The organism is Pseudonocardia sp. 2-7 (genome assembly GCF_056341085.1).
This window is the reverse complement of the sequence record NZ_CP094507.1, coordinates 140,318-159,883: the sequence shown is the minus strand read 5'-3', so window position 1 is coordinate 159,883 and position 19,566 is coordinate 140,318. Positions and strand designations below refer to the sequence as shown.

Genomic DNA, 19,566 nt, shown 5'->3' with positions numbered 1-19,566 from the left:
GCCCTCGCTACCCTGGCGACGATGACGGACACGACCGTTCCCAGCAGCACCAGGACCGACGCCCCGGCGCGGCGGACCGCCTCCCTGCACGGCTGGGGACGGACCGCGCCGACGGTCGCCCAGCTCCTCACCCCGCGCGACGCCGAGGACGTGGCCGAGGCCGTCCGCACTGCGGGCGAGCGCGGCGTGATCGCCCGCGGGCTCGGCCGGTCCTACGGCGACCCGGCGCAGAACGCGGGCGGTGTCGTCCTCGACATGCCGGGCCTGAGCCGGATCCACGCCATCGACCCGGACACCGGCGTCGCGGACGTGGACGCGGGCGTCAGCCTGGACCAGCTCATGCGCGCCGCGCTGCCGCTCGGGCTGTGGGTCCCGGTGCTGCCGGGCACCCGCCAGGTCACGATCGGCGGGGCGATCGGCGCCGACGTGCACGGCAAGAACCACCACACCAAGGGCAGCTTCGGCAACCACGTCGAGTGGTTGGCGCTGGTGACCGCGGACGGCTCGGTCCGCGAGCTGACCCCGTCCGGGCCGGACTCGGAGCTGTTCTGGGCGACCGTCGGCGGGATGGGCCTGACCGGCGTCATCGTGCGGGCCAGGGTGCGGCTGCACCGGACCGAGTCGGCGTACTTCGTGGTCGACACCGATCGCACCGACGACCTCGACGGCCTGCTGGAGCTGCTCACCGACGGCTCCGACGACACCTACGGCTACTCGGCCGCCTGGTTCGACACCACCGCGACCGGCGCCCGGACGGGCCGGTCGGTACTGACCCGCGGCTCGCTCGCGACCGTCGACCAGCTCCCCGCGAAGCTGCGCTCCGAGCCGCTGAAGTTCGACGCGCCGCAGCTGCTGACCTTCCCGGACGTCTTCCCGAACGGGCTGGCCAACAAGCTGTCGCTGACCGCGTTCTCCGAGCTGTGGTTCCGCAAGGCACCGAAGCGCCAGCGCGGCTCGGTGCAGAACATCACGGCCTTCTACCAGGTGCTCGACGTGTTCGGGGACTGGAACCGGGTCTACGGCTCGAAGGGCTTCCTGCAGTACCAGTTCGTCGTCCCGATGGGGGCGGAGACCGAGCTGCGCCGCATCGTGTCCACGATCGCGGCCTCGCCGCACAAGTCCGGGCTGAACGTGTTCAAGCGCTTCGGCGCGGGCAACGACGCACCGCTGTCGTTCCCGACGGAGGGCTGGACGATCACCGTCGACTTCCCGATCGCGAACGGGCTGTCCCGGTTCTGCACGGAGCTCGACGAGATGGTGCTGGCCGCCGGCGGGCGGCTGTACCTGGCGAAGGAGTCGCGCACGTCGCCGGAGGCCTTCGCCGCCGGCTACCCGCGGTTCGCCGAGTGGAAGGCGATCCGCGACGGCGTCGACCCGGCCGGCGTCTTCGCCTCCGACATGTCCCGCCGCCTCGCACTGACCCTCTGACGTCCGGAGCCAGCACCATCATGATCGACGCAGTCGGCAATCCGCAGAGCATCCTGCTCCTCGGCGGCACCTCCGAGATCGGCCTGGCCACCGTGCGCGCGTTCGCCGCGGACCGCCCGTTGCGGGTCGTGCTCGCCGCCCGCCCCGGCCCCCGGCTCGACGTCGCCCGCGCCGAGCTCGAGGCGCTCGGGTGCGGCGTGGAGACCATCGAGTTCGACGCCAGAAGCATCGAGACCCACCCCGAGGTCGTGAAGAAGGCCTTCGCGGGCGGGGACATCGACGTCGCCGTCGTCGCGTTCGGGCTGCTCGGCGACAACGAGAAGGCCTGGACCGACGTCGACCACGCCGTCGAGCTGGCGCAGGTCAACTACACCGCGACCGTCTCCACCGGGGTCGCGCTGGCCGAGCGGTTCCGCGAGCAGGGCCACGGCTCGCTCGTCGCGATCTCCTCGGTCGCCGGGGAGCGGGCCCGCCGCTCGAACTTCGTCTACGGCTCCACCAAGGCCGGGATGGACGCGTTCTACACCGGGCTGACCGAGGCGCTGCGCGAGTTCGGCGTGACCGTGACGATCGTCCGGCCCGGCTTCGTGCACTCGAAGATGACCGAGGGCCTCGACGCCGCACCGCTCGCGACGACCCCGCAGGCCGTCGCCGACGTCATCGTCGACGCGGTGCGGACGGGCAAGGAGCTGGTGTGGGCACCGGCGCCGATGCGCTTCGTGATGAGCGCCCTGCGCCACGTGCCCCGGCCGCTCTTCCGCAGGCTCCCGATCTGATCCGGGGGGCGGCCTACCAGCCGTCGACGTGCAGGACGGTGTCGAGCGGCTGGCGCTTCGCGGGCTTGAACGTGTCGCCGGTGTAGTACGCGACCGGCAGCAGGACGCCCTGCCGCACGTTCTCCGAGATGCCCAGCAGCTCGGCGATCTCCTTCTCGTACTGCAGGTGCAGCGTCGTCCAGGCGCTGCCCAGGCCGCGCGCACGCAGCGCGAGCTGCAGGCTCCACGCGGCCGGGAGGAGCGACCCCCACATCCCGGCCTGGTTCGACGCCGGCAGCTCGGCCTTCGCGTTCATCGCGCCGATGACCAGCACCGGGACCTCCCCCATCCGGTCCGCGAGGTACTGCGCGCTGTCCGCGACGCGGAGCTGGGTGGCGTCGCGGTCGGCGTCGCCGTGGGAGCGGGTCGTCGGGTACTGCGAGGAGTTCCGGTAGGCGGTGAACGCCTTCCGGTAGTACTCGCCGACGGCCTTGCGCTTCTCGGCGTCGGTGAGCACCAGCCAGTGCCATCCCTGCTGGTTGGAGCCGCTCGGGGCCTGCAACGCGACCTCGAGGCTCTCCCGGACCACCTCCAGCGGCACCGGACGCTCCAGGTCCAGGCGCTTGCGGACCGATCGGGTGGTGGTGAGCAGCTCGTCGGGCCCGAGTGGCAGCACATCGCTCATGCCCTGCACGCTACGGCGCCGCCGGCCTCCTCGCGATGATCACCGCGCGCTCCCCTGCGCCCACCTCGCACGTGAGGCGCCCCGCGGACCGCTGCGCACGGGTCGCGGCCAGACGCGGGTCAGCCCAGGTGGGGACACCGCCGTAGGGGCCGCGGGTCAGCCCGTCGGAGCCCTCCCGGACGATCTCGAACCCGGCGTCGACGAGGATCTCCCGGATCCGCAGGTGCCCGCGCGGGACGCGGGGCGGCACCCAGCGGGCACCGGCCAGCTCCCGGCCGCGGCCCTCGGCGTCGGCGGCGACGACGAGTGCGCACCCGCCCGGCTCGAGCGCCCGGAACCAGCCGCCCGGGCCGAGGTCACCGGCCAGCGCCGCGTCCGGGAGCCGGTCGAGCACCTCCACCGCGGTCAGCGACGCGACCGGCCCCGGCAGGGCATCCGGGGTCAGGTGCACGGGGCATCCCGGCGCGCCCGCACGCATCGCCCCGGCCTCGGCCTCCGAGCCGGCCAGCCCCGAGACCGGGCCGAGCCGGGCCAGCCCGGCGAGCAGGACCCCGCCGGCACCCGCGACGTCGAGGTAGGGGCCGCGGCCCAGGTGGTGGCGGGCCAGGCGCAGGTACCAGTGCAGCGCGGCCCGCTCCGGCGGTGCGGCACCGGCGGGCTCGGGCAGGTCGGCGAGGGGCGGGGTCGTGGGGATCATCGGTCCATCGCGTCGGTGGGCGGGGCCCGTCCTGGTCGCGACGGGCGGGCCCGTCCATTGTCGCCGACGCGGCGTGCCGCGGTGTCCGGGCACCGGCGTCACGTCCCGGGCACCGGGATGCGGCGGCACCGGACCGCTCCCCCGGTGCGTGGACCACCGCCGGTCTTCCTGTCCCGCGGGACAGGATCGGCGGACGCGGCCGTGCCCCGGACCACGGTGGTGGTCCGGGGGCAAGGCCGTGTCACCCGCTCCCCAGCGGAGTCTCAGGCCCCGTGCGCCGGCTTCTTCCGGCGGCGACGGGCCGCGGCGGCACCGGAGGCGGCGACGATCGGTGTCGCGGCGCTGGCGTGTGCGTCGTCGCGACGACGGCCGGCCCGCCCGCAGTTCTCGGCGCCGGTCCGCGTGCCGGGCAGCGCCGACGCGGAGCGCATCGCCCGCGGTGCCGGGACGACACCGCGGTCGTCGGCGAGCCCGCGGGCCGCGATGTGCAGCGACCGCAGCCGCTCCATCCGGTCGACGCCGGTGGTGGTGCCCGTGCCCTCGACGACCGGGGTGAACAGGTCCCCGCCGGTGCCGGCGCCGCCGCTGCGCATCCGCGCGACGGCGACGAGGTCGGCGGACAGGTCGCTGTGCCCGGCGCCGTCGAAGTCGGCGTCGCGGGCCGCGGCCAGGCGCTCCAGCACCCAGCGGGCCGAACCGGCCGGGGCCGGGACGTCGATCTCGGCCGCGGCGGGCACGTCGGCGGGATCGGCCTCGGGGCGTCGCGGTGCCCGGGTGGGCAGCGCGGGCGCCGGGACGACGATCGGGTCGGCCGGGGCCGGCTCGGACGCCGGGGCGGTGGGCTCGGGCTCGGCGACCGGCGCGGACGGGGCCGCGACGGGCGGGACGACCGGCATGGCGGCGGTCCGCGCGTCGTCGGCCGGGGCCTGCTCCGGCGCCGTGGTGGGGGTCCAGCCCGACGTCGTGGCGACCGCCGGGCCCGCCGAGCGGCGGCGGACCACCGGCAGCGCCTCCGTCACCGAGGGCACGTCGCCCTGCTGGGCCGGCGCGAACGGCTGTGCCGGGGCCGACGGCTGCGACGGCACGGACCGCCGCGCCACCCGCCGGGCGGACACGGCCGCAGCCGCTGCGGCGGGATCGGCGGTGGCCGGGGCGGCGGACACGACCGGCAGCACCGAGGTCACCGGCTCGTCGGTGATCATCGGCAGCACGGAGGTCTCCGGGTCACGGCGCGCCTCGTCGTTGGCCACGACGCGGCGGGCGGCCGGGACCGGGTCGGGGGCGACGACCGCCTCGACGGCCTCGGGGGCGGGCCGGGTCCGGCCCCGCATCCACCGGCGCGCGGGACGTTCGACGAGCGAGTACAGCAGGTGTGCCACGGGCAGAGTCCCCACGAAGACGGTGAGCGCGATCAGGTGCCCCGTCTCCCCGCCGCGGGGGAGGACACCGGAGTCGCTCAGGAACCAGAAGATCTCGAACATCGGGATGTGGACCAGGTAGAGGGCGTAGGAGATCCGCCCTCCGTGCACCATCGGGCCACGGGTCAGCAGGTGGTGCACCGGTCCGCGGTCGGCGAGCGCGAGGGCTCCGACCAGGACCGGGAAGGCGACGACGGCCAGGCCGTGCAGCCCGCCGCCGACGACGGACCCCGCCAGGAGGACGAACGGCACCGCGGCGACGGTCGCCGTCGCCGAGGCCGCGGAGCGGACCCGTTCGGTGGTGCGCAGCCGCCGCACGGCCAGCATCGCCAGGACACCGGCGGAGAACCCGCCGAGGATCCGGACCAGCCAGCTGTAGGGGTAGTACGGCGACCCGACCACGAGGAACGCGGCCGCCATCGGCGCGGTGCACAGCAGCGACCCCGCCGCCAGCACCCCGAACGGCAGGTTCCGCAGCCGGAAGAACCCGAGCGCCAGCAGCGGGAACAGCAGGTAGGCCAGCCACTCGGCGCTGATCGACCACGTCGGGCCGACCCAGGACGCGCCGTCGAGGTACTGCTCGTCCCACATCTGCACCAGGAACAGCTGCTCGAGCCACGCGCCGACGCCGATCGACGGCTGCACCGCCTGGTAGGCGACGTCGGTCGTCGACCCGAACAGCAGTCGCGCCACCAGCCACACGCCGAAGAGGTGGAACACCACCGCGTAGGCGGGCCACATCCGCGCCGCGCGGGCCCACACGAACCCGCCCGCGTCCCGGGGTCGGAGCCGCGGACCGAGCTGGTCGAGGTAGGTCCAGGCGATGACGAAGCCGCTGAGGACGAAGAACAGGTCGACGCCCAGCGCACCCTGTGTGATCAGCGGTCCGAGCCAGCCGTTCACCGTCTCCACACCCGCCATCGGGGTGAAGTGGAAGTGGAACGCGACGACCCAGAGCGCGGCGACGATACGCAGCCCCGTCAGCGCGAGCACCTCACCGCCACCGTCTCCTCTACATCGGACAGACGAACCCCCCTGTCCGGGAGTGGTTCCGCCGGCGGCGGACGCGGCGGTGGCCGGGTCGTCGGCCGTCGCTCGCGAATCGGTGCAGATGCTCACACCGGGGCCAACGAGGCGAGATCACCACCGTCACCGGTGACACCCGAACAGTGCCCGAATGTCGCAGCTGATCACTCACCGTGATCGAAACCCGGAGTGGCCGACCTTGAGGCCCCGGGTGGGTGGACTACGCCGGACGGGTGGACGGCCGGGGGTCACGGGGGGATCACAGTTGATCACCGGGTGGCGTCTAGCCTCGGGCGTGTGCTGACCGCCGACACGGAGGCGGATCCCCGTCCGGGATCCGGCCCCACCGACCGCCGGTCGCGTCCGACCGACCGCCTGCTCGCCGCCGTGCTGGGCCTGCTCTCGGCGGTGCTGGCGCTGGCGATCCCGTTCCTGCCGGTCGTGCAGAACACGGCGACCGTCAGCTGGCCGAACGCCTCGACCGGCACCGCGCCGCTGAACGCCCCCCTGGTCGCGTACCGGCCGGAGAGCCTGACGGCGACGATCGGCTGCGACGCGATCCGCAGCCTCGACGACCGCGGGCCCGGCCGCGCGACCGTGCTGTCCACGACGCCCACCGGCGCCCCGGACGGCGACACGGTCGGGCTGCGCATCGCCGTCGCCGACGGGGTGGTCACCCTCGACAACCGCGGTCAGCGCATCGCCACCGCGCCGCTGCCCCCGCCGGGCGCGCCCTGCGCGCTCACGTTCACCTCGGACTTCGACGCGACGACGGCGACCCTGGGCGGGGCCACGCTCTACGAGTTCGCCGGCGACGGCCGTCCGCAGCTCACCGGGATCCACTCCGACCTCGACGCGGCCCGCGACCCGATGGGCGGCACGAGCGTCCGGTTCGACACCGACAACCGCTACGACACCGACGCCTCGACGCTCAAGCTCGTCGCGGGCGGTGTCGCGATCGTCGCGCTGTTCGGCTCGCTGTTCTTCCTGCGCCGGATCGACGACGCAGACGCCCGCCGCGTCGTGCACGGCCGCCGGCTGGCGCGCCGGCTGCGCGGGCAGGACGACCTGCGCGACGCCGTCGTCGTCGGCGTGCTGGTCGTGTGGGCCCTCATCGGGTCGATGACCAGCGACGACGGCTACATCCTCGACATATCCCGGGGCAACGACACCGCCGGCTACATCGGCAACTACCACCGCTGGTTCGACGTCCCCGAGGCGCCGTTCGGCTGGTTCTACCAGCTGTACTCGCTGTGGAGCGGGGTCTCGGAGTCGGTGCTGTGGCTGCGCGTCCCGGCGCTGGCGATGGGCGTCGCGTCGTGGTTCCTGATCAGCAGGGCGCTGCTGCCGCGCCTCGGCACCCGGGTCCGGCGCAGCCGCTCCGCGGGCTGGGCCGCAGCCGGGGTGTTCCTGTGCTTCTGGCTGCCGTTCAACAACGGGCTCCGCCCGGAGACCGTCGTCGTGATCGCGGCGCTGGTGTCGTTCGTGATGCTGGAGCGCGCCCTGGCCACCCGGCGGCTGCTGCCGGTCGCGGGGGCACTCGTCGCGGGGGCGTTCGCCGTCGCGGCGACGCCGACCGGTCTCATCGCGCTGGCCCCGTTCCTGGCCGCGGCCCGGCCGCTGCTGCGGCTGTTCACCGAGCGGATCCGCACCACCGGGTGGGCGGCCACCCTCGGCCCGCTGCTCGCGGCCGGTCTGATCGTGCTCACCGCCGTCTTCGGCGACCAGACCCTCGCCACCGTCGCCGAGGCCACCCGGGTCCGCCAGGACATCGGCCCGAACCTGCCCTGGTACCAGGAGCTCGCGCGCTACGACCTGCTGTTCAGCGACAGCCGCGACGGCTCGCTGCAACGCCGATTCCCCGTCCTGCTGCTGTGGCTGTGCATGATCGTCTCGACGATCGTGCTGCTGCGCCGCGGCCGCATCCCGGGCGCCGCGCTCGGGTTCTCCCGGCGACTGCTCACGAGCACCGCGCTGTCGTTCGCGGTGCTGGCCCTGACCCCCACGAAGTGGACGCACCACTTCGGCGCGTTCGCCGCGCTCGCCTCGGGCGTCGCGGCGCTGGCCGCGCTGGCGACGAGCACCGGTGTGCTGCGCTCGCGACGCAACCAGGCGCTGTTCCTCGGCGCGGTGCTCGCGGTGACCGGTCTGGCGTTCCGCGGCCCGAACACCTGGTGGTACGTCTCGAACTGGGGCGTGCCGTGGTTCGACAAGCCGGTGTCGGTCAGCGGGATCCAGGCGACGACGGTGCTGCTGGTCCTGGCGTTCCTGTCGCTCGTCGTCGCCGGGGTGGAGCACCTGCGCTCGACCTCGGGGGTGCCGCGCCCGGTCCGGCGGACCCTCGGGCGTCGGCGCGGCCGGATCGGCACCGTCCAGGCCGTCCGGCTCGGGTCGGCGCCGCTCGCGGTGATCTGCGCGTTCATGGTGCTGTTCCAGGTCGCCTCCCTGGCCAAGGGCATGGAGAAGCAGGAGGGCTCCTACTCCCTGGGCGCCGACGTCCTGACCGACCCGACCGGGTCGCGCTGCGGGCTCGCCGGGCGCATCCAGGTCGAGACCGACCCGGCCGCGAACGTGCTGCCCGTCGCGCCGGAACCGGCCGGCGTCACCGACCCCGGTCCCCTGGCCGAGGGCTTCACGCCCGACGGCCTGCCCCCGACCGGACCGGGGTCGCTGCGCGACAACAGCGGCGACGGCGACGACCGGCCCGGCGTCACCGGTACCGGCCCGCTGGGTGGGCCGGTCACGGGCAGCTGGTCGCCGAACCCGGAGAACGTCGGCGACTACCGCTCGGTGTGGCACACGCTGCCCGCCGCGGCCCGCGACGGCTCCGCGCCGCTGGTGCTCGGCGTCGCCGGGACGATCGGCGGCGGCAACACCGTGACCCTGCAGTTCGCCCGCGACGGCGCGGTCGTCGACGAGATCGAGCCCGGTGGGGCCGTCAGCAGCACGTCGGACTACTCCGGCGGCGCCTCGGGCGGCCAGGCGTGGCGGGACCTGCGCGTCGACCTGGCGGGCCGCCCGGCCGCCGACGCCGACCGCGTGCGGGTGGTCGTGTCCGACCGCGGCATCGGGGCCGGGTCGTGGGTCGCCGTCGCCCAGCCCCGGGTCCCGCGGCTGACCCCGCTGAGCACGATCGCCGCCCGCGGCACCGCGTACCTGGACTGGGCGACATCGTTCGTGCACCCCTGCGTGCAGCGCTTCGGCGTGCACCGGGGCATCGCCGACGTGCCGGTGTTCCGGATGCTCGCCGACCCGCAGCAGCGCACCGTCGCCGACGAGTGGGGCCGCAGCCGGTTCGGCGGCCCCCAGGGCTGGCTGCTCCGGACCGCCGCCCAGCGCTACGTCCCGACCTACCTGCCCGGTGCCTGGGACTTCGACTGGGGCCAGGTCCGGCTCGTCGAGCCCTACGACCCGCGGGCGGTCCCGGCCCCGGTGCAGGAGGGCGACCGGACCCTGTGGGGCTGGCAGCAGGTCGGGCAGGCCGGGGCCCCGTCGCCGGACCCGACGCCGCTGCCGGGCTGAGGCCCCGGCAGACTCCGTGATGTCCGATCCGAGAAGTGAGGCGAGAGCGAGAGCCATGCTGGACACCGCCCGGCCCCTCCGCGGGGGCGAGCCCGCCCCGGCCGACGACCCCGCCGGCGGGACCCGCCCCGGACGGCTGGTCGTGCAGCGTGGCCCCTTCACCGGGCCGACGCACCTGGTGCCCGAGGACCTCTACGCCGAGGTCCTGCGCGGCGCCGCCCGCCGTGAACGGGACCTGATCGAGCTGGTCCCGGCCACCCACGTCACCACCAACACCTACTGGGGGCGGTTGCACGCCACCTACTGGCAGCGCTGGACCGCGGTGCCCGAGGTCCGGGTGACGCTGCGCGCCACGGGCCGCGGCCGGGTGTGGCTGATGGCCTCGGACACGAACAAGGTCGCCCGTGCCGTCGCCACCACCGGGGTCGACGCCACCGGGAGCACCACGGTCGAGCTGACCGGGGCGATCGACCGCTTCGTCGACGGCGGCGGGCTCTGGCTGGAGTTCGCGACCGACACCGGCACGCTGACCGTGTCCGACGTCGAGTGGACCGTCGCGGTGCCCCGCCCGCCGCGGCCCACCTCGATCACGATCTGCACCTACAACCGCGTCGAGGACTGCCTGAACACGCTGCAGGCGCTGCTCGACGACCCGGCCGCACTGGCCCGCGTCGGATGCGTCCGCGTGGTCGACCAGGGCAGCGACCCGTTGGAGTCGCGCGACCGGTTCGCGCAGCTGGCGGCCGCGTTCGGCGACCGGCTCGCCTACCAGCGCCAGCCGAACCTGGGCGGCGCGGGCGGCTTCACCCGCGGCCTGTACGAGGCGACCGCGGGCGACCCGGCCGACGACCACGACGTCCTGCTCATGGACGACGACGTGCTGCTCGACCCGGAGATCGTCGTCCGGCTGACCGGGTTCGCCGCCTGCACCACCGCGCCGACGATCGTCGGTGGGCAGATGCTGAACCTGCTGCACCCGGGCCACGTCCACATCACCGCCGAGTACGCCGAGCCCGAGAGGCTCCGCGTCGGCAAGCCCGTGCCCGGTGCCCTGGAGGAGGGCTTCCTCCTCGGCCGCGACGAGCGGCTGCTGCCGATCGTGCAGGAGCAGCGGGTCGACACCGAGTACAACGGCTGGTGGTCCTGCCTGATCCCCGCACCGATCGTGCGGGCCATCGGCTACCCGCTGCCGCTGTTCTTCCAGTGGGACGACGTCGAGTTCGGCTACCGCGCCCGCGAGCGCGGCTTCGCCACGGTGTCGCTGCCCGGGGCCGGCGTGTGGCACGCCGACTTCGGCTGGAAGGACTGGGACGAGTGGCACCGCTACTTCAACCAGCGCAACGGCCTGATCACCGCCGCCCTGCGGACCGGCTTCGACCGGCGCACGGTGTCCGCGACGGTCGTCGAGCTGCTGGCCCAGTACCTGGTCGCGATGCAGTACGGGCTGGCCGCGACGCTGCTGACGGCGGTCGAGGACTTCCTGCGCGGCCCGTCGGTGCTCGACGACGGCTCCGCCTCCGCGGCGGCGGAGATCCGCCGGATCCGCGCCGCCTACCCCGAGACGACGGCCGTGCCGCTGGCGGAGGCCGGGCTCGACGTGCGCGAGTCCGTGGTGCACCTCGCCGGGGGCAAGCCGTCGAAGATCGTGCGGACCTGGGTGAAGCGCGCCCTGCTGCAGGCCACCGGGCGGGTGCCGTTCCGTTCCGGGATGGTCCCGGCCGGTGAGGCGCACTGGTGGCACGTGTCGCTGTTCGAGCGCGCGATCGTCACCGACATGGCCGAGAACGGCGTCCGCATCCGGACCCGCGACCAGGAGCGGCTGCGCGAGCTCACCACCCGCGGGGTGCACACGGTGCGCCGGCTGTGGAACGAGGGGCCGCAGGTCGCCCGGGAGTGGAAGGCCGCGGAGCCGCGGCTCACGTCGCGGGAGACGTGGGCGCGGCTCTACGACGCGGTCTGATCTGTCCGCGCGGGCGTCCGAGGAGCACCGCGATCAGCACCACGACCGAGGCGACCGGGGCCGGGTGCCCGAGCAGGAACCCGGCCACCAGGTCGACGACGACGGCCGCGCTCGCCGCCGCGAACATCCACCGTGGACCGGTCACCGGCCGGGGCCTGTCCGCCGACCAGCGGGTCCGGCCCCACGGCTTCGCGACCGACAGCCACGCCTGGAACGCGATCGCGGCGACCATGAGCAGCGTCAGCGGGAGCAGCTCGGGCGGCGGCGACCCGGTCGGGTCGGCGTGGGCCGCGTCGAGCCGCGTCGAGATCACCCCGATCCCCAGGTAGAGCTGGGCCAGGGTGATCCCGAACTTCGTCGCGACCCAGCGGTGGTGGAAGAAGCCGTAGGGCGTCGCGGCGGCGAGCACCGTCCCGGTCAGCGCGGAGCCGACGGCGAGCGGGGCGAGCAGCACGGCGTCGAGGTGGTGGGCCCCGAGCAGCGCCGCCGGGCGGGCGGCCGGGTCGCCGCCCAGGACCTGCAGGACGGCGAGCGAGGCGGCCAGGGCAGCCCAGCCGACCGAGGTGAGCACGTGCAGCCAGACGGTCGTCCGCCGCCAGGTCGTCGTCGAGAACATCGGGTGAGCACACCGGATCCGGCGGCCGAGCGGCTCCGGGGTCGCCCGGAGCCACCCCCGGGTCAGCCCAGGAAGTCCCGTCCGGTGTAGTCCTTGTCGGCCAGGGTCGGCAGCCGCTCCCAGCCCCACCGTCGCTGCGTCCCGACGGTGAGGTCGTAGCCGTCGGTCGGGTGCTCGTAGCGCACCCGCTCGACGTGCGCGGGCGCGAACATCGCGCGCCCGCCGGGCGGATCGAGCCGCGAGGGCAGCTCGTCGAAGGTCGCGGTGCGACCGATCCCGGCGAGGGTCCCGCCGTTCGCCGGGAAGAACGCGGTGGCCTCGGTCGCGCCCTCCAGGTCGTCGCCGGTGCGCAGCCGCCACTGGGGGGCCTGCGCGATGCCGTGGCGCACCGCGATCTGGTCCTGGCAGGGCCACAGCACCGCCGAGGCCTGGTCGGCGAACACCGGGGCGTCGCCGAGCACCGTGCGGGCGGGCAGGTCGCGGGCGGGCCGCGGGGCGCCGACGGCGAGCCAGGTGTCCGGCCCGTCGATCCGGTCGTCCACGACGACCCGGACCCGGTCGGCGGGGCCGGGCAGGGTCACCGCCACGTCCCGCCAGTCGGCGACCTTCGTCCCCGGCAGGTCGACCGTGGCCGTGCCGGCGCCGGACTCGACCCGCACGGCCTGGTCGCCGCGCAGGTCCCCGGTGAGGGGCAGGATCAGCCGGGTGGTCCCGGCCGGGACGGGGAACCAGCCGGCGTCGAGGGTGCCGGTGCCGGCGTCCTCGGTGTGCCAGACGGGGCCGGGGATCGACGGGCGGTCGGGCGGCGGGCCGTCCCGCATCACCCCGGTGAGACGGGGCGGGTCACTCGGGAGCGCGGGCGTCGCGTCACCGGGGACGGTGACGGTCAGCGCGTCGGCCAGCCCGCAGCCGTCGCCGGTCAGCATGGCGAGGTTCATCGAGGCCACCGACGTGCCGGGGGCCTGTTGCACCGGGGCGACGACGAACACGGCGAGCATCAGCGCGACGCCGCCGGCCGTGGCGACGCGCAGCACCGCCCGGTCCGGCCGGGGCGTGCTCCCCCGCCGCCGGGCCCACCACAGCGCGGCGGCGACCACGAGCAGCCACAGCAGCGGGCTGCGCAGGTACAGCGGTCCGAGGTGCGGTGCGAGGACCTGCTGGTGGATCGGCGCGTCGACGACCGAGTGGTTCCCGAACGGCTGCCCCCAGTCGGAGAACGGTCGCCACAGGTTCGGGCCGGCGTAGATCACCGCGGCGACGACGCCGAGCACGGCCGTCCCCACCGCGACGAGCCGGGCCGGGGCGCGCCGCGGCAGCGGACCGCGGGCGAGCGCGATGCCGAGCAGCAGCGTCGCGGGGGCGGCGACGGCGCCGAAGTGGTTGACCCACTTCGTCGGGCTGACGGCGACGGCGACGAGGCCGAGGGCGGTGGCGGCGAGCGCGAACCCGAGCGCCGAGCCCAGCGGGCCGCCGGTGCCGCGGCGCGTCGCGAGCCGCACCGCGCCCAGCGCGACGACGGCGACGGTCAGCAGGACCGGCAGACGTCGTCCCCAGGTGCCCTGGTCGTCGGGGCCGAGGAGGTTGGCGTAGTGGACGTACTCCGAGTACCACTGGTACTGGAAGTAGTACCAGCGGTGCACGGCGACGGACTCGCGCACGTCGGCGAGGGTCTGGTCGGCCAGTCCGAGCGGCACGACCACGCTCGCGGCGGCGAACGCGACGGCGGCCGTCGCGAGCCGGGTGGCCCACGGCGCGTGCGCGAGGTGCCACCACACCAGCGGCAGGGCGAGCAGCAGCGGCATCGCGGCGACCAGCGCGGTCGGCGCGGTCGTCACCCCCACCACCGCGACGACGACGGCCGGCGCGAGCAGCCCGACCGCCCCGGTGCGGCGGGCGGCGGCGACGAGCAGCAGCGCCCCGGCGGCGGCCGCGGTCCCGGCGGGCTCGGGGCGCAGCGCGATGCCGTAGGGCAGGAACCAGGCCAGGTGCGCGACGGCGAGCGCGGCGACCACCCCGGGCCGGACGCCGGCCCGGCCCGCGAGCGCGGCGAGGGTGTAGCGCAGCAGCACCCAGGTCAGCAGACCCAGCACGACCGGCACCACGCGCAGCGGCCCGAGGCCCCAGCCGACGAGGCTCCCCCACCACTGCAGCAGGTACTGGCTGGTCGCGAACGGCGCCTCGGTGACGTCGAGCTGGTAGATCGCGTTGCCGATCGTCCCCGTCCGCGCGCCCTGGCGGGCCATCAGCGCGTACCAGGAGTCGTCGATGTTGAGCGGCCCGAGCACCGCCCAGGCACAGCTCACGACCAGCACCACGAGGTCGGCCGGACCGGGGCGGACGGGCGCGTCGAACACCCGGCGGGTGCCGGTCCAGGTCCGCACGGCGACGGCGAGGGTGGCGGCCAGCGCGAGCAGGTGCGCGACGAGCAGCGCGACCTTCAGCGGCGACGGCGACGACGCGTAGCGCGCGTCGGTGTGCAGGGTGACCGCGAGCCCGGCCGCGGCGGGCCCGGTGACGTCGGTGGCGAGCTCGGCGACCTGCGGCGGTGCGATGTCGAGGCGCTCGGCGAGGATCGCGCCGTCGCGGGCGACGACGGTGCCCCCGTCCGCGGAGGTCACCTCGAACACGCAGCCCGACCCGGCGGGCGCGGTGGCGAGCACCCGGTCGCCGGTGCGCAGCGTGAGCGTCCCGCCGGCCACGCTCGCGACGAAGCCCGGCGCGGTCACCGGGTTCTCCTCGGCGGCGGGCATCGTCCGCAGCACGTCGCCCTCGCCCAGGGCGGCCGCCGCGGCGCACGGGACGGTCGCGGAGAACTCCAGCGGCCGGTACGGCGAGAGCGGCAGCACCGTGCTCGCCGGTGCCTGTCCCGCCCGGGGCCAGGTCACGACCGGGTCCTCGGCGTCGACGGGGGCGAGCGCGGCGGCCAGGCCGAGCAGGCAGGTGACGACGCCGAGCAGGAGCAGCAGCGGCCCCCGGCGGGCGGGGCTCACTCGAAGATCTGCTTCCAACCGTCCTTGCCGGTCAGCACGGGCGCCGCCGCCCGGTAGCGGGCACGCAGTCCGTCCCAGTCCGCCGCGACGGCGCGGTGCAGCCGGAACGACTCCGCGACCATCTCCTTGAACATCGCCGGGTCACGACGGCGGAAGGTCACTCCGCGGCCGTCCGGGGTGGACACCGTCGCGGAGTCCAGGCCGGCCAGCACGAACCACTGGGCGTTCTTCCACGGCACGTTGCGCTGCGGGCGCTCGCGCAGCGCCGGGTCCGGGGTGCGCAGGTTGCGCAGCACCCCGCGGGCGAGCCCGACCGCGGCCTTCGCCCGGCCCACCGGGGGCTTCGGGAACAGCTGGGCGCCCAGCGCGTCGAGGTCGGCGAGCGGCACCTCGGTCGCCGAGTCGAGCGGGCGGCCGTCGTCGTACTGGGCCCGCAGGGCCCGGATCTCGTCGAGCACCACGGGCAGCTTCGGGAACAGCGCCTCGGGCCCCGCCAGGAAGTCGGTGAAGCCCTTGATCTGCAGCGCGACCGCCGAGTACTCCATGAGCATCAGGTGGCGCAGGGTCCGCTTGAAGGTCTCCTTCAGCATCGCGCGCGGGTCGTCCGGGCCGTGCAGGGCCGCGGCGACGAGCCGGTTGCGGTAGTGGAAGTAGGCCTGCCAGTCCGAGGAGTCGTCCTTCTCGATGAAGGACATGTGCCAGATCGCGACGCCCGGGACGGTCGCGGTGCGGAACCCGGCGGCGCGGGCGCGCAGGCCGTACTCGGCGTCGTCCCACTTGATGAACAGCGGCAGCGGCAGCCCGAGCTGCTCCGCGGCCCGGCGCGGGATCAGGCACATCCACCAGGCGTTGTAGTCGACGTCCACGCGGCGGTGCAGCCAGCGGGTCTGGCGCAGGGTGCGGGCGGCGAGGTCGTGGTGGGCCTCGGTGTCCGGGGCGGGGCGCCACAGGAACTGGTTGCGGTCGACGACCTCGCCCATGGTGGACAGCTGCGAGCGCGCCTGCAGCGACAGCATCTGCCCGCCGACGAGCATCGGCTCGCGGGAGAACCGGCTGAACGCGATCGCGCGGAGCACCGACTCGGGCTCGAGCAGGATGTCGTCGTCCATGTAGAGGACCTGCTCGCAGTCGATCCCGCCCGCGTGCGGGCCGGTGCCGTGCAGGACCTCGTACATGATCCGGGCGTAGCCGCCGGAGCCGCCCAGGTTGGGCTGGTCGATGATCCGCAGCCGGTCCCCGAGCGCGGCCGCGGCCTGCTCGTAGCCGGCCTCGTCGCGGACCTTGCGGGTGCCCTGGTCGGGGAGGATCACCGCGGTGATCGCCTCGAGGACCTGCGGGTCGGAGCCGAGCGCGGTGAGCGTGGCGACGCAGTCGGCGGGCCGGTTGAACGTCGGCATCCCGACGACGACGGCCGCGCGGCCCGGCGCGTCGTGCGGGGCGTGCCAGCCGCCGCCGTGCAGGGTCAGGTCGGCGTCGTCGGTGGACAGGTCGAACCAGTACCAGCCGCCGTCCTCGAAGGGGCGCAGGTCCAGTTCCAGGGTGACCCGGCGGCGCCCGGAGACCACCTCACCGGCGACGACGATCTGCGACCCGTCGGCCTTGGTGCGGTAGACGTCGACGCGGCCGGAGCCCTCCAGGTCCAGGCGCAGCTCGATGCTGGTCAGCGTGGACCAGGCCCGCCAGTAGCCGGCGGCGAAGGCGTTGAAGTAGGAGCCGAAGGAGACCTCGGTGGCCGCGGGGACGGTGGCGCTGGTGCGGTCGAGGATCCGGGTGCGGCGGCCGCCGATGGTCGACACGGTCAGCGAGAGCGGACGCGCGTCCTCGTCGGCCAGCGGCTCGACCGGGGCGAGCGTGGTGCCGGGGCACTCGTCGAGGTAGAGCGCGCGGACGGCGGTCGGGTCGGCGGGCCGGGGCAGGACCACCCGCTGCAGCAGCGTCTCGCCGCTGGTCGTCGCCGGAGTGGTGGGGGACACCTGACCTCGCTGGTCCGTCGTGGTCATCGCAGGAGCTGCCTCTGTCGTCGCGGGGGCGCGGGGGTCCCGGGCGGCGGCGCTGCCGGTCCGCCCGGGTCCGGGTGGAGTCGTGCGCGAGCGTAGCCGCGGGCGGTGCGGGAGCCGGGAGGCGGGCGGGTGCGGCGGGGAAGCGGTGTGGATCGTCCGGTTCCCGCCCCGGCTCTGCGCCCTACCAGGCCGCGTCGAGGATCTCCCGCACGTCGTCCTCGGTGGGAGTGCGCGGCGCGTTGGCCGTCACCGGGTCGGCCACGGCGGCGGCCGCCAGCACCGGCAGCAGCCCCCGGTCCACGCCGAGCTCGTGCAGCGGGCGCCGGACGCGGATGCCCTCGACGAGCGCGGCGATCCCGGCGACGGCGTCGGCGGTCCCCAGCGCGGCCCCGGCGCGGGCGTACGCCTCCGCCGCCGCGTCGGCGCTCCAGTGCATGACCTGCTCGTTGACCGACGCGAGCGCGACACCGTGCGGGGTGCCCGTGTGCGCGGTGACCGCATGCGCGATGCCGTGGACCAGGCCCAGCCCGGACACGGTCAGCGCCTGGCCCGCCAGGTGCGCGCCCAGCAGCAGCTGCGCGCGGGCCTCCAGGTCGGTGCCGTCGTCGACGGCGACCGGCAGCCACCGGCCCACCAGCGCGACGGCCTGGGTGGCGGCGGCGTCGGAGACCGGGTTCGCGCTGCGGGAGGCGAGCGACTCGACGCCGTGGACGAGCGCGTCGAAGCCGGTGGCGGCCGTCGCCGCGGGCGGCAGGCCGACGGTCAGCTCCGGGTCGAGGACGGCGACGCGCGGCCGGACCGAGGCGTGGCCCAGGTAGACCTTCCGCTTGGCGCAGGTGTCCTCGACGACGCCGAACCCGTTGGTCTCCGCGCCGGTCCCGGCGGTGGTGGGGACCGCGATCAGCGGCAGCCCCGCGACGGGGGAGGACCACAGGTCGTCGGTCGCGCGGGCGCCGTGGTGGGTGGCGAGCAGCGCGATGCCCTTGGCCGCGTCGAGCACCGAGCCGCCGCCGATCGCGACGACCACGCAGGAGCCGAACGCGCGCAGCGCCGTCGCGCCGTGCTCGACGGCCGTCGTCGACGGGTTGGGGCCGATGCCGTCGAACACCTCGGTCCACAGCCCGGCGGCGGTGAGGTCGCCGACGACCCGGTCGACGATGCCGGTGGCGCGCAGCCCGGCGTCGGTGACGACGAACGCCGCCGCCCGACCGAGGCCGTCGACCAGCGCGGGGACCCGGGCGACCGCGCCGGGACCGAACTCCAGGGCGCAGGTCGCCTCGACCGTGAACCCGTTCACCGGACCCGCCACCGTGCGATCGCCTCCTCGTCGAGGGTGAACCCGAGGCCGGGGGCGCTCGGGACCGCCAGCATGCCGTCGTCGCCGACGGTCAGGGGTTCGGCCAGCGGGAAGTCGCGACGCGCCGGGGTCCAGTCCGGCGGGTCGTAGGGGAACTCGAAGAACGGGCCGCCGCCGACGCCGGCACAGACGTGCAGGTTCGCGAGCACGCCGATGCCGTTCGTCCAGCTGTGCGGGGTGAACGCGCGGTGGCGCAGCAGGGCGAGCTCGGCGAGGGTGCGGACCCGGCTCATCCCGGCCGCGAGGACGACGTCGGGCTGGTGGACGTCGAGGACGTCGTCGTCGAGCAGGCGCAGCAGCTCACCGAACGAGCGCTGCATCTCCCCCGCGGCGATCCGCAACCCGGGGTTGTCGGCACGCAGGGTGCGCATGCCGTCGGCGTCGGCGTAGGGCAGCGGCTCCTCGACCCAGAAGACCCCCAGGTCGGCGAGTCGCCGGACGAGGCGCCGTGTCGCGGCGAGGTCGGTGGCGGGGGCGACGTCGCCGGCCATCCGCCACGCCTGGTTGAGATCCACCATGATCGCGAAGTCCTCGCCGAGCGCCTCCCGGACGGCCGCGACGGCGCCGATCCCCTCCTCGACCCGGTCCCGGTCGATCCGGATCTTGACCGCACGGAAGCCCTCCTCCGCGACCCGGTGCGCCACCTCGGCGCGCTCCGCGGGCGGGCGCAGCACGCAGAACGACGCGTAGGCGGGCACGGCGTCGTAGGTACCGCCGAACAGGGTCGCGACGGGCAGGCCGGCGACCTTGCCCGCGAGGTCCCACAACGCCGCCTCCAGCGGCCAGTAGTGGCCGCCGTGCAGCGCGCAGGTCTCGATCGCGCGGACGTGCCGGGCGATCGCGAGCGGGTCGGTGCCGACGAACAGGTGCCGGTAGGCGTCGAAGCCGTCCATGGTGTCACCGGAGCCGATGCCGACGACGCCGTCGTCGGTGTGGACGCGCACGATCGTCGCGTCGAACACGGTGCGGGGCTCGGGGTCCCAGGCGGCGCGCAGCGGCGGGTCGAGCGGGAGGCGCACCCGGTCCAGCGTGATGTCGGTGATCTTCATCGGGTCCGGGTGGTGTCGGGAGCTGGTTCCGGCTCGGGGCGCGATCGGGGGCGGTGCACCCCG

Annotated in this window: 12 protein-coding genes; 4 read left to right on the top strand and 8 right to left on the bottom strand. The window is 75.2% G+C overall.

Going from position 1 to position 19,566, the window contains the following annotated elements; genetic code table 11:
• Window positions 1-21 precede the first annotated feature (21 nt).
• Together MTO91_RS00750 and MTO91_RS00745 are read left to right on the top strand one after the other, a co-directional pair.
• Window positions 22-1,428, top strand: coding sequence for an FAD-binding protein (locus tag MTO91_RS00750; RefSeq protein ID WP_476653325.1), 1,407 nt, complete (start codon window positions 22-24; stop codon window positions 1,426-1,428).
• A 20-nt stretch (window positions 1,429-1,448) separates the two neighbouring features.
• Complete coding sequence (locus tag MTO91_RS00745) at window positions 1,449-2,204, top strand: decaprenylphospho-beta-D-erythro-pentofuranosid-2-ulose 2-reductase (RefSeq protein WP_476653323.1); 756 nt, start codon at window positions 1,449-1,451, stop codon at window positions 2,202-2,204.
• A 13-nt stretch (window positions 2,205-2,217) separates the two neighbouring features.
• Here the strand turns inward: MTO91_RS00745 and MTO91_RS00740 are convergent, their stop codons facing one another.
• The 3 genes from MTO91_RS00740 to MTO91_RS00730 form a co-directional block, all read right to left on the bottom strand.
• Window positions 2,218-2,868, bottom strand: coding sequence for a nitroreductase family protein (locus MTO91_RS00740; RefSeq protein WP_476653322.1), 651 nt, complete (start codon window positions 2,866-2,868; stop codon window positions 2,218-2,220).
• A gap of 10 nt (window positions 2,869-2,878) precedes the next feature.
• Window positions 2,879-3,565: a class I SAM-dependent methyltransferase gene (locus MTO91_RS00735; RefSeq protein ID WP_405420461.1), complete on the bottom strand. Its 687-nt coding sequence runs from the start codon at window positions 3,563-3,565 to the stop codon at window positions 2,879-2,881.
• Between the two features lie 263 nt (window positions 3,566-3,828).
• Complete coding sequence (locus MTO91_RS00730; RefSeq protein ID WP_476653321.1) at window positions 3,829-5,976, bottom strand: acyltransferase family protein; 2,148 nt, start codon at window positions 5,974-5,976, stop codon at window positions 3,829-3,831.
• Between the two features lie 330 nt (window positions 5,977-6,306).
• On the opposite strand from MTO91_RS00730, the gene MTO91_RS00725 reads away from it, so the two are divergent.
• Both MTO91_RS00725 and MTO91_RS00720 read left to right on the top strand, forming a co-directional pair.
• Window positions 6,307-9,531 (top strand): arabinosyltransferase domain-containing protein, encoded by a 3,225-nt coding sequence (locus MTO91_RS00725; RefSeq protein WP_476653319.1) that lies wholly within the window; start codon window positions 6,307-6,309, stop codon window positions 9,529-9,531.
• A 55-nt stretch (window positions 9,532-9,586) separates the two neighbouring features.
• Window positions 9,587-11,491, top strand: coding sequence for a glycosyltransferase (locus MTO91_RS00720; RefSeq protein WP_476653317.1), 1,905 nt, complete (start codon window positions 9,587-9,589; stop codon window positions 11,489-11,491).
• On the opposite strand, the gene MTO91_RS00715 is transcribed toward MTO91_RS00720, so the two are convergent.
• The 5 genes from MTO91_RS00715 to MTO91_RS00695 form a co-directional block, all read right to left on the bottom strand.
• A complete protein-coding gene (locus tag MTO91_RS00715; protein ID WP_405420469.1) occupies window positions 11,448-12,107 on the bottom strand; it encodes a hypothetical protein in 660 nt (219 codons plus the stop codon). The two genes, MTO91_RS00720 and MTO91_RS00715, sit on opposite strands and share 44 nt — an antisense overlap.
• A gap of 62 nt (window positions 12,108-12,169) precedes the next feature.
• Window positions 12,170-15,097, bottom strand: a complete 2,928-nt coding sequence (locus MTO91_RS00710; protein ID WP_476653315.1) for an arabinosyltransferase domain-containing protein — start codon at window positions 15,095-15,097, stop codon at window positions 12,170-12,172.
• Window positions 15,094-17,097, bottom strand: coding sequence for a glycosyltransferase (locus tag MTO91_RS00705; protein WP_476653314.1), 2,004 nt, complete (start codon window positions 17,095-17,097; stop codon window positions 15,094-15,096). Before MTO91_RS00705 ends, MTO91_RS00710 begins: the two co-directional genes overlap by 4 nt.
• 181 nt (window positions 17,098-17,278) lie before the next feature.
• Window positions 17,279-18,394, bottom strand: coding sequence for an iron-containing alcohol dehydrogenase family protein (locus MTO91_RS00700; RefSeq protein ID WP_476653313.1), 1,116 nt, complete (start codon window positions 18,392-18,394; stop codon window positions 17,279-17,281).
• Window positions 18,391-19,503 carry a mandelate racemase/muconate lactonizing enzyme family protein gene (locus MTO91_RS00695; protein ID WP_476653312.1) on the bottom strand — a complete coding sequence of 371 codons (1,113 nt, stop codon included), beginning with the start codon at window positions 19,501-19,503 and terminating at the stop codon, window positions 18,391-18,393. Before MTO91_RS00695 ends, MTO91_RS00700 begins: the two co-directional genes overlap by 4 nt.
• Window positions 19,504-19,566 lie beyond the last annotated feature (63 nt).